The sequence below is a fragment of the Sulfurimonas limnophila genome (genome assembly GCF_059705345.1).
In genome coordinates this window covers 1,825,987-1,840,601 of sequence record NZ_AP046127.1, presented here as the reverse complement: position 1 = coordinate 1,840,601, position 14,615 = coordinate 1,825,987, and the positions used below count along the sequence as shown (strand labels likewise).

The window sequence follows — 14,615 nt, the reverse complement described above, 5'->3', positions numbered from 1 at the left end:
GCTATTTTTATTACTTTATATTTTATTTTTTTGCTATTATTATAGAGTTTTAAAAGAGTAAAGATATATAAAAAGAGATAAAAATGAAGATAGAGACACAGTATAGCTATGAAAAAACATATAGAGTTACATCGGAGAGTGATTTATTAAAGATGATAGCACAAGAGGTAGGAGACGCTGACCCAGAGGGAACGCTTATCTATATAAAAGAGGCTATAAAAAATGGTAAGGTTATCTTGGTTGGAAGTTGCAGATTTAGAGAAGCTAAGGAGATAAAATGAGTAATGATCTTGCAAAATTACTGCTAAGGCTTAGTGTCGGAATTATGATACTTTTTCATGGGCTAGATAAAATCATTAATGGGATAGGCGGAATTAAGCATCTTGTTGTCAGTGCTGGATTGCCAGAGTTTTTCGCTTATGGCATTTATATCGGTGAGATTGTTATGCCAATCTTTATCATCATTGGAGCATACGCAAGAGTTGCATCTGCTGTTGTTGCTTTAAATATGGCTGTCGCTATCTTTTTAGCGTATGGAGGAGCTATTTTTTCTCTAGGCAAACATGGCGCACCTGTTTTTGAGTTACCATTTTTGTATCTGGTAATGTCGATAGTTATTTTTATACTTGGAAGTGGCAAGTACGCACTTAATGCGAAATAGATAAGGAATAAAGATGATAAATATGATGATTGGTTTTTTCAAAGACTTTTTTAAATACAAACAAAGTGCGAAAAAGCAGCAAGAATGGCTAGAAAAGTACGCTAAGCAGAAAAACTATGCACTTAACCCGAGCTGGATGATGCTAACTAATCTTAAAAGTAATCTTTGCGAGATGGAAGCGACTTTTGGTAAACGTTATTGCCCTTGTTTTGAGCCTTCTGCTGATGAAAAGTTAAATAAAAAGATGATGTGTCCTTGTAAATTTATTGATGATGAGATTGCTGAGTATGGAACTTGTCATTGTGCACTTTTTGGTCCTGTTGACTTGAGTAAAGAGGATTGGAAAGCATCTTCAAAACGTCTTATGGCCGAATATCAAGTGCCAAAAAATCTTAAAGAAGGTGTTCTTGATACTCGAGGAATGCCGCTAGACCCACGTCGTGCTCTGCCTATCCCAGATATGATGCATCAGGTTAAGTCAACACTAAATGGGTACAAGGGTGAGACACTAACAGTTATAGTAGAGTATGAGCAAGAGGTTAAAAACTTAGAAAAAATAGCTAAGTATCGAGGTCTAAAACTAAACAGTGTAGATAAAGATGGTAGCTTTGAAGTAGTATTAGACTTTAGAAAATAAGTTTGTAACTAGTTTATGGATGTGGAACTTTTATCTTAGAGTTTAAGCTCCACCCTATAATCACCATCAAAACTAAAACTCCAACATCAGGCAAAAATCCGTATGTAGAAGCCAAATAGACAAGCCAGAGTAAAATCGCACCAAGTGGTGTTGGAACCCCAGTAAAGTAGTTGCTTACCTCTCCTACATCTGCGTTAATGTTAAACTGGATAAGTCTTCTGAGTCCAGATATAACATAGTATATGCTTATAATTGCAGCAAAAAACAGCTCTATACCAGATAAAGAGGTCGCATATATAGCTTGAAAAATAAGAAAAACAGGAACAAGTACAAAGCTTAAAAAGTCAGCAAAACTATCTAGTTGTATGCCAAATTCGTTTGATAGTTTATATTTTCTTGCAATTTTTCCATCAAAAATATCAAAAGCTCCGCCAACCCAAGCCAAGATTATCGCTAAAAAGAAGTTGTTTTGGGTAATAAAATAAGTTGCTAAAAGCCCCGCTGTTATATTTACAAAAGTAAATAGGTTCGCTAGATTGAAGTGAGAAGAAGCATTGTATAAGAATTTCATGATAATCTTTTTGTTGAAATTATAACCTAAAAGAGGAAAGTTTATTTTACAATAAGTTTTTAACAAGAGAGAAAACGATAATTAATATCAAGATTAAGTTCTGTATAAGTTGATATTAATTATCATTTTATAAATAAACTTGATAAAAGGTAATTTATTATGAAAAAAATAGTTATAAGTGCTTCTCTTGCCATTTTAATATTTAATGCTAACCTGTATGCAACTCAAGAGGCAACACAAGCGGTTAAAGAGAGAGAACACTCTGTTAGAGATATAATTGATGAAGTTGCAAAACCTAAAGACAAAGAGGTAATTGGAGTTGAGCAAATCAAACATATTTTTGAAGATGCTACGGTTATGGGACAACTCAGAGTTCTATACTCAGGTTATAACAATAGTGTAGGAAACAACCAATATGCAACTGCAATCGGGGGACAGTTGAAGTATGAACTAGCAGAGTATAAAGGATTTAACGCTGCCATAGAAGTTACAACGGCAAATGATATAAATTTTGCAACAGGAGATGACACAGAACAAAATAGTGAAATATCTTCACGGAAGGGTAATTATACAGAGCTCTCTCAAGCTTATGTAAACTATAAAAATGGGGGATTAAATCTACGTGCAGGTCGTCAACATATAGATACGCCTTTGGCTGATAGCGATGACATTAGAATGATTTTAAATACATTTGAAGCATATATAGCAACTTATGAGATTGAAGGATTAAAACTAATGGGTGGTTTGCTCACAAAATGGCAAGGAACAGATGCTGGTTTATCTCCTGAAAATCCATGGTCTGATACTGGTGAAGATGGGACATATTTTGCTGGAACATCATACTCCACTGACTTTATAGATACAAGTTTATGGTATTACGATATATCTAAAGATAATAACCCTAACAGTGCAACAGGAAATGTTGCAAACTCGTCGGTGTATGCAGATCTCTCTTTGCATCTGGCTTTATCAGAAAACTATGCGCTTCATACAAGTGCACAATATATAAATCAGAGCGAATCAGACAACAGCGGTATAGACTCCTCTATTTACGGTGCAATGGCAGAGTTAGTTATGTTTGAAGATTTTGCTTTGTCTGTTGCATATAATAAATCTAAAAAGCAGGTAGGAAAAAGTAGCTTTTCTGGCTTTGGAGGAGGGGCGTTGTACACAAACATGGACTCTATGATTATTGACGCCATAACCACAGACAGAGATGCTCAAGCTATCGTTACAGGAGTTACTTATAAAATTGGTGATTTTGGTTTTATGTATGCGTATGGAGATTTTAATGCACAAGCAGATTCTTTAGGAGCAAAAGAGCATATAGTAGAGCAAAATTTAGGTTTTGAGTATACTCCAAATGAAAATTTAACTATTGCAGCCATATATGTTAAAGATAACGACAAAGAAGATAGCGGTAGCAATGGCGGAGATTGGGAAAATTTAAGAGCTATGGTTGCATATAATTTTTAATTTAACCACTGTTTAACATGATATTTATTATCATTATGTGTTTGTAAAATTATTGATTTTATTGTGTGGCAAAATTGATTACTCTTAGTTTTGCATTTTAGATGAGTTTTAAAAAAATTATAAGATAGTAGAGATGCAAAAATGAAAAAAAAATTAAGTGATTGTAAAAAAGCTTGTATTGTAAAAGTTACAAAGCTAAATGCAACAGCAGAGTTAAAACAGCGTCTAATCTCCTTTGGGGTTATGAAAGATACAGTTATAGAAGTTTTGGAGTATGCTCCTGCAAAAAGCACTCTTGAGATAAAAGTAGGTAAGACACGGTTGGCTCTAAGAGCAAGAGAAGCAGATTTAATCGAGGTTGAAAAATATGAAGAGTAGCACAAAGAGTTGTCCTATAACGGCCAAACATATAAAAGTAGCACTTGTTGGTCAGCCAAATGTCGGCAAGAGTATGCTTATAAGCTCTATCTCAAATGCCCATCTTCATGTTGGAAATTTTACGGGCGTTACGGTTGAGAAGAGTGAAGTGCTTTTTGACTATAAAGATTACCACTTTACAGTTGTAGATTTACCAGGAACATATGCTCTTAATGATTACTCAATCGAGGAGAGAGTTACAACTGAGTATCTTTACAGCCAACATTATGATTTGATTATAAACGTAGTAGATTCAACAAATTTGGAGAAGAATTTACAATTAACAACTGAGCTTATGAGTATAGGCAAAAAAATGGTTATCGCTTTAAATATGAGCGATGAAGCCCAGAAAGAGGGCATAGATATAGATAACGAGCAGATGTCTTTGATTCTTGGTATCCCTTGCGTCAAGGTGTCTGCTGCTACAAAATTTGGGATAGAGACGCTTATAAAAGCGCTTGTAAAAGAGTTTGAAGAGGAGGATGCTATAAATAAACTTCTCTTTAGCGAAGCAGTTGAAGAGGAGATAGCTTTAATTGTAGAGAGCTTTATAAAACATAGATACAAAGATGAAAACTCTTATAGAAATATCGCTATAAACATATTAAAAGGGGAGAAAAAAACTTATGCAAAACTGCATGATGACCCTATTTGGACGGAATTACAACTACTCGTTATTGATGCTTTAAAACATATAGAATTGCACCATGACAGCGATGATATAAAAGAGGCTTTTGCATCAGAGTACGCCGCTTTTAACAGAGGAGTGGTTCATGAAGTTTTAAAGCAGAACAGAGAGATAGATAAGAGAACAATAACAGACAAGATAGACTCTGTTTTAATACATAATATTTTTGGTATTCCTATATTTCTATTTTTTATGTGGTCTCTTTTTCAGTTGACTTTTGAGATAGGCTCTATTCCTATGGATTGGATAGATGCCTTTTTCTCATGGTTAGGAGATACTGTTGGCGCAACAATTGCAAATGATGATATACGTTCTTTGGTTGTTGATGGAGTTATAGCTGGAGTTGGCGCTGTTGTGCTTTTTGTTCCAAATATTGCGATACTCTTTGTTGGAATAGCACTCTTGGAGAGTACGGGATATATGTCAAGAGTTGCATTTTTACTTGATGGGTTTTTTCATAAATTTGGGCTTCATGGACAATCTTTTATCCCGCTAGTTACAGGTTTTGGATGCTCAATTCCCGCTTATATGTCAGCTAGAATATTAAAAAACGACAGAGACAGACTTCTTACTCTTTTTATTATAGGCTTTATGAGTTGTGGGGCTAGACTGCCTGTATATGTACTTTTTGCAGGTGCGTTTTTTTCTGAAAGTATGGCTGGAAATATCTTATTTGCTATCTATATAACTGGAGCGACAATCGGTTTGATTGCTGCTAAGATTTTAAAACTTACAGCATTTAAGGGCGTAGATGAGCCATTTGTTATGGAGATGCCAAAGTATAGACTTCCATCTGTAAAGCTTATTTGGCATACCGTTGTTACAAAAACTTTGATGTATCTAAAAAAAGCTGGTACATTTATAGCGGCGGCTTCTATTCTTATCTGGTTCTTTAGCAACTATCCACATAACTTAGAGCTAAAAGAGAGTTTTGATGCAAAAATAGAGAGTGCCTCAAGCGAAGATGAAAAAAGAGTTCTTGAAAACACTCTTGCAGAAGAACATCTCAAGCAGAGCTATCTTGGGCAAATAGGTAGATTTTCAGAGCCTCTGTTTGCACCGCTTGGTTTTGACTGGAAAATGAGCGTTGCACTTCAAACAGGACTTGCAGCAAAAGAAGTTGTAGTATCAACCCTTGGTGTTTTATACTCTTTGGGAAATGAAGTAGATGAGGAGAATATATCTTTAAAAGAGACGATTTCAAAAAATATCCCCTTTGCATCTGCTGTTGCTTTTATCGTTGTTGTTATGATTTACCTGCCGTGTTTGGCTGCTTCAGTAGTCTTTACTCGTGAAGCTGGAAGTATAAAATACTTCTTTTATCTTTTGACGTTTACATCAATCGCAGCGTATTCATTGGCTTTTATAGCTTACAATATAGCTAAGCTCTTGGAGTAAAATTACTATTTAAGAGTTAAAGAACTATACTAGTAACGATAGATATTATTTTGAGGAGTTTGTCATGGCTAAGTTTGGAAATTCAATTATAAAAGGTTTAGAAATTAGTGAGATTATCACTGTTTTAAACAAAGCATACGCTGATGAGTGGTTGGCTCATTACCAATACTTTATAGAAGCAAAAGTTATAAAAGGAATTATGAAAGATGCTGCAATAGTTGAGTTAAATCAACATGCAGCAGATGAACTAAGACATGCTACTATGATAGCAGATAGAATTTTACAATTAGGAGGCACACCGCTTCTTAATCCAAAAGATTGGTTTACACATACAAGCTGTGGCTATGAAGAGCCACGAGAATTTGATGTTGTAAAAATATTAGAAGACTCTATAAAAGGCGAACAGTGTGCCATTTCTGTTTACTCAAAACTTGTTGATATGACAAGAGATAAAGATATAGTGACATATGATATCGTCTCTCAAATATTGGCAGATGAAGTTGAGCATGAAGAGGATTTACAAGCACTTCATGATGATATTACGGAGTTTGTAGCAGATTTGAAGAAATCTCTTAGCTGATGATGAAATTAAAACCATTAACTACTTATTATTTGATGTCTGTTAAGATTCCCCTATGAAAAAAATATTAATGATTGAAGATGATTTAGAACTTGCTGAGATTCTTACAGAGTACCTACAGCAGTTTGGATTTGAGGTTATCACAGAAGATGACCCTTTTAAGGCGGTTAGTATATTGAAGTTGGAGCCATTTGATTTGGTAATCTTGGATTTAACTCTTCCTGGCATGGATGGTTTGGAGGTTTGTGAAGCGATTCGTGAACGTCAAGATATCCCTATAATTATCTCCTCAGCTAGAAGTGACGTAACAGACAAAGTAAAAGCTCTTGAACTTGGAGCAGATGATTATATTCCAAAGCCTTATGACCCTAGAGAATTAGAGGCTAGAATCCACTCGGTATTAAGACGTTATGAAGCAAAATCACAACAAAAAGAGGAGTCAAAGAGCGACTTTAAGTGTGATACATCTTCAATGATGATTACATATCGCGGAAGAAATATTGACCTCACAAATGCTGAGTTTGGCATACTCTCATATATGATTGCGAAGCAAGGCTTGGTAGTTTCAAGAGAGGATTTGATACATAACGTAAATGCTATAAATGAAGACTCTTCAAACAAAAGTATAGATGTTATGGTTGGTAGAATAAGAAATAAACTTGGAGATAAATCTCTAATCGAATCTGTTAGAGGCGTTGGATATAAACTTCTTAAATAGTTCTCATTGTTTTAGGAGATAAATCATTGCGCAAACATGCCGTCTTAATAACTGTTCTATTTGCGCTCACTGTTACTTTAGTGAGTGTGAGTGTTGTATTTTGGAAATTTTTTCAACTTAACAAACAAAACTACATAAATAGTATATTCACAAAACACGCTATTATCACTCAAATATATCAACAGCATCAACAAAAAACAGATTCTCAAATTATGCTTGAAGCAAATTTGGCAGTCTATAATTTTGTTTTAGAAAAAGATGAAAAAGATGTAGAGATAGTTTTAAAATATGCAAAAACTTTAAAGAAAAAAGATTTTCAAAATGTTAACTCCTCTTTGCTTTTCTCTGGAAATGGTTTTTATACAAAGCAGGTTGTGACAGATTTAACAGCTACTATGCTTGAGTTTAATAGAAATATATATTTCTATATTCAATCATCAAATGCATCTGTTCTTATTTTAGACGAAGAGCTAAAACCATATAAATACTGGAATGTTGCTTACTCATATCTGGTTATAATCTTTATTATTTCTGCATCATTTGTGCTGATTTTAAGAAAACTAAGACCTCTTATAAGGCTTAGAAAAAAGATTGCACTTTATGGTGATGGAGATATGAATGTCTCTTTTAAGGCAAATGGACACGATGAAATAGCACTTGTCGCAAACGAGCTAGAAGCAACAAGAGAAAAAATAAATCTCATACTAGAATCCAGAACTCTTTTTTTGAGAAACATTATGCATGAGCTGAAAACACCTATTGCAAAAGGAACGATTGCCACTCAGATGCTTGAATCTCAAAAGCAAAAAGATAGATTTAGCTCTATTTTTGGGCGTCTTGAATCCCTTGTAAACGAATTTGCCCTTATTGAAGAGGTTACATGTATGGGCGATAAGACAGATTTTAAAGAGTACCGTCTTGTTGACATAATAGATGGCGCAATAGATATGGCGATGATTGAGCGAAGCAGTATCAGCGTTGAAGTTGATGCGACATATAAGATAAATGCAAATTATAGACTATATACAACAGCTATAAAAAATATGATAGACAATGGTATAAAATATTCTAGCGATGCGCATGTAAAGATTCTTATTAAAAATGGTGAGTTGTCATTTGAGAGCAAAGGAGAGTGTATCGCTCATCCTCTTGGGTACTATATCGAGCCTTTTACAAAAGATAACCCTTCTAAAAATAGTTTTGGACTTGGCTTGTATTTAGTTGATTCTATCTTAAAAGCCCACAATCAAGTTCTTGCACATGAGTATGAAGACGGGATAAATCGTTTTATATTTGCATAAGTTTTGAGAGATAAACTACTACAATGAAAAAATATATGAAAAGAGGATCTGTTGCACTTTTTGCGATAAGTTTCTTTACTTTTGGCTGGATTACACATGCGCTTTATAATGACGCATATAAGATGATAAAAGAGAGTACATTAAAAAAGATTAAAAAAGGCGGTGTGCTAAATGTAGTACTTCTAAACTCGCCTTCTACCTACTATATTGGCTCGGATGGACCAAAGGGTTTTGAATATGATTTAATAGAATCATACGCAAATCACTTAGGTGTAAAGTTAAATATAACCACTGCAAACACCATCAAAGAAGCACTGGAACTTAGTAAAAATCCAGAGATTCACATAACTTCTGCTTCCTTGACAAAAACACCACAGAGAGAAGAGAAGTTTAATTTTGGACCATCATATTTTGAAGCGCAAGAACAGGTCATTTGCCATAAAGCTATGCTTATGGATGGAAGATTTCCAAGTGACGCGGATAGTCTCGCTGGTTTAAATATAGTCGTGGGTGAGGGCACTAGTTATAATGAAACTATTGAAGGACTAAAAAAAGAGGGATATGATATAAATGCCACTTATACGGCAGAGTACTCAACAGAAGAGCTTATATCTCAAGTCGATTCACATGAGATTGATTGCACAATTATAGACTCAAATATATACGCATTAAACCAACGTTACTTTAAAAATATCGTTCTTGCATTTGATATAAGCAACAGAAGACAACAAGCGTGGATTTTGGCAACAGACTCTAAGATGCTAAAAGATGATATGTATACTTGGCTAAATACAGTCAATCAAAGTGGAGAGATGGCTAGACTTAAAGACCACTACTACAGTTACGTTCTATTTTTTGACTACTATGATACTGTTATGTTTTATAAAAGAATAAAAACAAGATTACCAATATATGAGCCCTACTTTAAAGAAGCTGCTTTCCAGTATGATATAGCTTATACTGTACTCGCTGCTTTATCGTATCAAGAGTCACATTGGAATCCAAATGCTGTTAGTTATACAGGGGTTAGAGGGCTTATGATGCTAACACAAGATACAGCAGCTCTTCTTGGAGTACAAAATAGAGTAGATCCAAAAGAGAGTATTTTTGGCGGAGCAAAACATCTTGATCAGATGACAAAAAGTATAAGCATAGATGTTGTTGGAGAAGACCGTCTAAAGTTTGCTCTTGCTGCTTACAATATCGGTTTAGGACACGTAAATGATGCTCAAAAACTAGCACAACAGATTGGTTTAAATCAAAATAGCTGGGCAGATTTGAAAAAAGTTCTGCCACTGCTTTCACAGAAAAAATACTATAAAACTCTAAAACATGGTTATGCAAGAGGTAGTGAAGCTGTGAAGTATGTAGATGCTATTTATGATTACAGAGATATTTTACAAAAAAATGATGTTGAGGTATTTCTTACAACGCAGTAGTACTCTACAAGAAGAAAACTTCTCATAGAGAGTGGAATTATTAAAGAGGCATACCCTCTTTGCCATTAGATAAAGAAGTTAAAAAACTCTCCATATCATACTTTACTCTATACTCTGGAGTCATGATGTGTATTAGAACATCACCTAAATCCACAACAATCCAATCACTGCTCTCATCAATAGCGTTGAATTTTTCTGCTGGTTTTAGTCCATTTTTCAGGTGGTCTAAAAGAGCTGATGTGTGTCTTGATCCAAGAGATGATGCGATAATCGCATAATCAACAAAGTAGTTTTTATTTCTTAAATCAAAAACCTCTATATTTTCTGCTTTATTTTTATCTAAAACGTCTGTTATTTTCTCTATTCTATTTTGCAATGCTCTTCCTTATAAAAATCATATATCTCTTTTGCACATTTTTTTGGCAGTTTTGAGAGTTCCATCTGCTCTCTTAGATGAGTTGATGATGTTTTATTATCAACTTTGAGCACTATAAACTCACTTGGAATCTCTATGCCATCTCTCTGGGCCACTACAAAAGTAACGAGTTTATTTAACTCATCGTAACTATTCCATTCACTAAGTTTGGCGAGATTATCGGCACCTATTACAAGATATATTTTATTATAACTTTTCAAGAGGTATTTGATTGTCTCTATGGTTGGAACTTGTCTATTTTGTAAAACTTCATAATCTGATATTTCAACATTTGTCTCTTCATTAAAAATCTCTTTTAGCCATTTCAATCTAAAAGAAGAAGGAGCATAAAAATCTGATTTAAAAGGATTTAAAAATGTTGGCATTATTATAATTTTATCAATATCTTTAAATTTTTTTAAAGCCTTGATAACAGCCTCGTGACCGATATGTGGCGGGTCAAATGAGCCACCAAAAAGTGCGATTGTATCCATATTTAAAGCGAATTATAACTAACTTTAGGTAAAATTGCCCAATTTTTATTTTAATTAGGAAATATGATGGCACTAAAGATAGCAATTAACGGATTTGGTAGAATCGGTCGCTGTGTAGCTCGAATTGCAGCAACAAGAGATGATGTAGAGATAGTTGCAATAAATGACATGGCAAGCATGGATATGATGCTCTATCTTCTTAAAAATGACTCCGTTCATGGAACATTTAAGAGCGAAGTTGTACAGATAGATGATGAAAACATCACTATTGACGGCAAAAAAATTAGAGTATTTAGTGATAGAGACCCAAAAAATCTAAAGTTTGCCGAGTGCGGTGCAGACATGGTTTTAGAGTGCACAGGAGTATTTTTAAGTAAAATAGATGCTCAAGTTCATATTGACAATGGCATTAAAAAAGTTCTTTTTTCTGCTCCAGCAAAAGATGATACGCCAACATTTGTTATTGGTGTAAATGAGCATCTTTATAAAGGCGAGAGCATTGTTTCAAATGCTTCGTGTACTACAAACTGTTTGGGACCAATAGCAAAAATTTTAGATGATGCTTTTGGGATAGAAAAAGGTCTTATGACAACTATCCACTCATACACAAATGATCAAAATATATTAGATGTTAAACACTCAAAAGATAAGCGCAGAGCACGTGCTGGAGCAATAAATATGATTCCAACTACAACAGGTGCAGCAAAGGCTATCGGCCTAGTTCTTCCACAACTAAAAGGCAAACTTCACGGGCAAAGTGTTCGTGTTCCAACTCCTAACGTTTCTATGGTTGATTTAAATGTAATCGTAAAGAGAAAAACGACAAAAGAAGAGGTTACAGCCGTATTTAACAAAGCTGCTGATGGTTCATTAAAAGGAATAGTTTTAATGGATAAAGAGATGAGAGTTTCTCAGGATTTTGTTGGATGTGAGTATAGTTCTATCGTTGCAGAGGATTTGACTCAGGTTATCGATGGCGATATGGTAAAAGTTATGGCTTGGTATGACAATGAGTGGGGTTACTCTACAAGACTCTTAGATATGGCACTATATATTAGTAAATAGGAGAGATTTTGGAACTTTTAAATATTAAAAATCTAGATTTGGCAGGTAAAAAAGTCTTTATTAGATGTGATTTTAACGTGCCTATGGATGAGTTTGGAAATATCTCTGATGATAGACGAATTCGTTCAGCTATATCTACAATCAACTATTGCCTCGATCAAAACTGCGCAGTTATTTTAGCATCTCACCTTGGACGTCCAGAGGGGCAGGTAGTTTCTAAATATTCACTTATTCCAGTAGCTAGAAGAATGCACCATTTGTTAAAAAGAGAAGTTGAACTCTCGGCAGATGTTGTTGGAGATGATGCACTTGATAAAGCATCTAAGCTTAAATCTGGCGAGGTTTTAATGCTAGAAAACCTGCGTTATGAAGCAGGCGAGACAAAAAATGACAAAGAGTTATCAAAAAAATTGGCATCAATGGCAGATTTTTATATCAATGATGCTTTTGGAGTGAGTCATCGTGCTCATGCTTCTGTTGAGGGAATTACACATTTTTTTGATGACAAGCATAAAGCAGCAGGATTTTTACTTCAAAAAGAGATAGACTTTTTAGGAAAAATAATACAAAATCCAGTACGTCCATTTGCTGCAATTGTGGGTGGCAGTAAAGTTTCTGGAAAACTAGAAGCCCTTATAAACTTACTTCCACGAGTAGATAAAGTTCTTATTGGCGGAGGAATGGCATTTACATTTTTAAAAAAACTAGGCTACGATATAGGCGCTTCACTTGTTGAAGATGATTTGCTAGAAGAAGCTGGGCGAATTATGGAAGAGGCGAAAAAACTAGGAGTTAAATTTTATCTTCCAGTAGATGTTGTAGCGGCTGATAAATTCTCAGAAGATGCGATAAGCAGAATCGTCTCATATCAAGAGATTCCATCTGGCTGGATGGGACTTGATATTGGACCTGCAACTGTAAGACTTTATGGGGAAGTTTTAAGTGATGTTCAAACAGTTCTTTGGAATGGTCCAATGGGCGTTTATGAGATGGATAAATTTGCTCGTGGTTCAAACAAAATAGCACACTTTGTAGCCGATAGCTATGCTACAACGATTGTAGGTGGCGGAGATACTGCCGACTTGGTTCAAAGAATAGGTGTTGATGATGAGATGACATTTATCTCAACAGGAGGAGGAGCTTCTTTGGAACTTCTTGAGGGCAAAATTTTACCAGGTGTGGCATCTTTAATAAGAAAAGAGGATTAACTTATGATAATTGCAGCAAATCTAAAAACAAATTTAACAAGAGAAAAAACTGCTAAATATATAAAAGAGGTAGAACTTTTTTTAAATCAACACAAAATCTCTCAAGAAGTTTTTGTTTTTCCTGCAATTTCTAATTTAATGAGTAGCACATCCAATGTAGTTGTTGGCACCCAAAATGCTTATCCTGCGATTAACGGAGCGTTTACTGGCGAGATTGGATATGAGCAGTTAGAAGAGTTTGGTATAAAAACTATTTTAATTGGACATAGTGAAAGACGTCATGTTATAGGTGAGACTCAAGAGTCACTTATAGAGAAGTTTAATTTTTATAAAAATCTTGGATTTAAAATAATCTACTGTGTTGGTGAGCCTTTAGATGTCCGAGAGATGGGGCATGAGAAGATGATGGAGTATATCTCAAAGCAATACGTTGGTATCGATACATCTTATGAGAATCTCATCATTGCTTATGAGCCTGTTTGGGCAATAGGAACAGGTCTTACTCCAACGCTTGAAGATATAAAAATAGTACATAAAGAGTTAAAGTCAAAGTCAATAGCACCACTTCTTTATGGAGGAAGTGTAAAAGTTACAAATATAGAAGAGTTTTTGGCACTGGATGAAGTTGATGGAGTTTTAGTTGGAAGTGCTGCCTTGTACGCAGAGCACTTTTGTACAATGTGTGAGCACGCACAAAATTTAGAAAAAAATAAATAATAAAGGAGAGAGTGATGGTAATGAAGGGCAAAAGAGGTTTAATAGTAGGTCTTGCAAACGATAAATCAATAGCGTATGGAATAGCAAAAGCGTGTCATGAACAAGGAGCAGAGTTAGCTTTTACATACTTAAATGATGCACTTAAAAAAAGAGTAGAGCCACTAGCACAAAGTTTTGGTAGTGATAAAGTGTATGAGCTTGATGTTTCAAATGAAGAGCATATGCAAAATATCGCTGGTTTGATTGAAAAAGATTTTGGCAAGATAGACTTTTTAGTTCACTCTGTTGCATTTGCTCCAAAAGAGGCGCTTAGTGAGCCTTTTATGAAGACTACAAAGAGCGCATTTGCTATCGCTATGGATATATCTGTTTACTCTCTTATTGATTTAACAAATCGCTTAGAATCAGTTTTAAGTGATGATGCTTCTATCCTTACGCTCTCTTATCTTGGTGGACCAAAATATATAGTAAACTACAATGTTATGGGTGTTGCAAAGGCCGCACTTGAATCAACAGTACGCTACATGGCGGTTGAGCTTGGAAACAAAGGACAGCGTGTTAACGCTATCTCAGCAGGACCGATTCGTACTCTTGCAGCAGCGGGCATCGGCGACTTCAAACAGATACTTAACTGGAATGAGATCAACGCACCGCTGAAGAAAAACGTGACAACAGAGCAGGTGGGCAACTCTGCTATGTATCTGCTTAGCGATTTAGCTTCAGGCGTAACTGGCGAAGTTCACTATGTCGATGCTGGATACAATATCATGGGGATGGCTGCCGCTGAAGAGAGGGACGGTAAAACTGTTCTCTCTTGGGATGTGAAGTAA

The 14,615-nt window shown here is 35.0% G+C and carries 17 protein-coding genes; 14 read left to right on the top strand and 3 right to left on the bottom strand.

The features are described from left to right. The first annotated feature begins 83 nt into the window (after positions 1 to 83). Genes AC6H33_RS09330 through AC6H33_RS09320 form a run of 3 tightly spaced genes read left to right on the top strand, consistent with a single transcriptional unit; the run spans position 84 to position 1,298 of the window. Positions 84 to 281: a hypothetical protein gene (locus AC6H33_RS09330; protein WP_497604611.1), complete on the top strand. Its 198-nt coding sequence runs from the start codon at positions 84 to 86 to the stop codon at positions 279 to 281. Beyond that, positions 278 to 661 carry a DoxX family protein gene (locus AC6H33_RS09325; protein ID WP_497604610.1) on the top strand — a complete coding sequence of 128 codons (384 nt, stop codon included), beginning with the start codon at positions 278 to 280 and terminating at the stop codon, positions 659 to 661. The genes AC6H33_RS09330 and AC6H33_RS09325 overlap by 4 nt, the downstream gene beginning before the upstream one ends. 13 nt (positions 662 to 674) lie before the next feature. Continuing rightward, on the top strand, positions 675 to 1,298 hold the full coding sequence (locus AC6H33_RS09320) for a ferredoxin-thioredoxin reductase catalytic domain-containing protein (RefSeq protein ID WP_497604609.1): 624 nt from the start codon (positions 675 to 677) through the stop codon (positions 1,296 to 1,298). 13 nt (positions 1,299 to 1,311) lie between these two features. On the opposite strand, the gene AC6H33_RS09315 is transcribed toward AC6H33_RS09320, so the two are convergent. Continuing rightward, positions 1,312 to 1,869: a CDP-alcohol phosphatidyltransferase family protein gene (locus tag AC6H33_RS09315; protein ID WP_497604608.1), complete on the bottom strand. Its 558-nt coding sequence runs from the start codon at positions 1,867 to 1,869 to the stop codon at positions 1,312 to 1,314. Between the two features lie 159 nt (positions 1,870 to 2,028). Here AC6H33_RS09315 and AC6H33_RS09310 point away from each other — a divergent pair, with 159 nt between their 5' ends. The 7 genes from AC6H33_RS09310 (at position 2,029) to mltF (ending at position 9,886) form a co-directional block, all read left to right on the top strand. Next, complete coding sequence (locus AC6H33_RS09310; protein WP_497604607.1) at positions 2,029 to 3,345, top strand: hypothetical protein; 1,317 nt, start codon at positions 2,029 to 2,031, stop codon at positions 3,343 to 3,345. A gap of 141 nt (positions 3,346 to 3,486) precedes the next feature. After that, positions 3,487 to 3,723: a FeoA family protein gene (locus AC6H33_RS09305; RefSeq protein WP_497604606.1), complete on the top strand. Its 237-nt coding sequence runs from the start codon at positions 3,487 to 3,489 to the stop codon at positions 3,721 to 3,723. After that, the gene (feoB, locus tag AC6H33_RS09300; RefSeq protein WP_497604605.1) at positions 3,713 to 5,848 is read left to right on the top strand and encodes a ferrous iron transport protein B; all 2,136 of its coding nucleotides are present in this window, start codon (positions 3,713 to 3,715) and stop codon (positions 5,846 to 5,848) included. The genes AC6H33_RS09305 and feoB overlap by 11 nt, the downstream gene beginning before the upstream one ends. Before the next feature lie 64 nt (positions 5,849 to 5,912). After that, positions 5,913 to 6,428, top strand: coding sequence for a ferritin-like domain-containing protein (locus tag AC6H33_RS09295; protein ID WP_497604604.1), 516 nt, complete (start codon positions 5,913 to 5,915; stop codon positions 6,426 to 6,428). A 55-nt stretch (positions 6,429 to 6,483) separates the two neighbouring features. After that, on the top strand, positions 6,484 to 7,146 hold the full coding sequence (locus AC6H33_RS09290; RefSeq protein WP_497604603.1) for a response regulator transcription factor: 663 nt from the start codon (positions 6,484 to 6,486) through the stop codon (positions 7,144 to 7,146). Between the two features lie 26 nt (positions 7,147 to 7,172). Then, on the top strand, positions 7,173 to 8,447 hold the full coding sequence (locus AC6H33_RS09285) for an ArsS family sensor histidine kinase (protein WP_497604602.1): 1,275 nt from the start codon (positions 7,173 to 7,175) through the stop codon (positions 8,445 to 8,447). Between the two features lie 35 nt (positions 8,448 to 8,482). Then, entirely contained in the window at positions 8,483 to 9,886 is a 1,404-nt protein-coding gene (mltF, locus tag AC6H33_RS09280; RefSeq protein WP_497604601.1) for a membrane-bound lytic murein transglycosylase MltF, read from the top strand. A 40-nt stretch (positions 9,887 to 9,926) separates the two neighbouring features. On the opposite strand, the gene rsfS is transcribed toward mltF, so the two are convergent. Both rsfS and nadD read right to left on the bottom strand, forming a co-directional pair. After that, complete coding sequence (rsfS, locus tag AC6H33_RS09275; RefSeq protein WP_497604600.1) at positions 9,927 to 10,262, bottom strand: ribosome silencing factor; 336 nt, start codon at positions 10,260 to 10,262, stop codon at positions 9,927 to 9,929. After that, positions 10,247 to 10,795, bottom strand: a complete 549-nt coding sequence (gene nadD / locus AC6H33_RS09270; RefSeq protein ID WP_497604599.1) for a nicotinate (nicotinamide) nucleotide adenylyltransferase — start codon at positions 10,793 to 10,795, stop codon at positions 10,247 to 10,249. The genes rsfS and nadD overlap by 16 nt, the downstream gene beginning before the upstream one ends. 66 nt (positions 10,796 to 10,861) lie before the next feature. On the opposite strand from nadD, the gene gap reads away from it, so the two are divergent. The 4 genes from gap to fabI are packed head-to-tail and all read left to right on the top strand — an operon-like array spanning position 10,862 to position 14,615. Then, positions 10,862 to 11,860: a type I glyceraldehyde-3-phosphate dehydrogenase gene (gene gap, locus AC6H33_RS09265; protein WP_497604598.1), complete on the top strand. Its 999-nt coding sequence runs from the start codon at positions 10,862 to 10,864 to the stop codon at positions 11,858 to 11,860. 8 nt (positions 11,861 to 11,868) lie between these two features. Beyond that, positions 11,869 to 13,068 carry a phosphoglycerate kinase gene (locus tag AC6H33_RS09260; protein ID WP_497604597.1) on the top strand — a complete coding sequence of 400 codons (1,200 nt, stop codon included), beginning with the start codon at positions 11,869 to 11,871 and terminating at the stop codon, positions 13,066 to 13,068. Positions 13,069 to 13,071: 3 nt separating this feature from the next. Continuing rightward, the gene (locus tag AC6H33_RS09255; RefSeq protein WP_497604596.1) at positions 13,072 to 13,785 is read left to right on the top strand and encodes a triose-phosphate isomerase; all 714 of its coding nucleotides are present in this window, start codon (positions 13,072 to 13,074) and stop codon (positions 13,783 to 13,785) included. A gap of 14 nt (positions 13,786 to 13,799) precedes the next feature. Further along, a complete protein-coding gene (gene fabI / locus AC6H33_RS09250) occupies positions 13,800 to 14,615 on the top strand; it encodes an enoyl-ACP reductase FabI (protein WP_497604595.1) in 816 nt (271 codons plus the stop codon).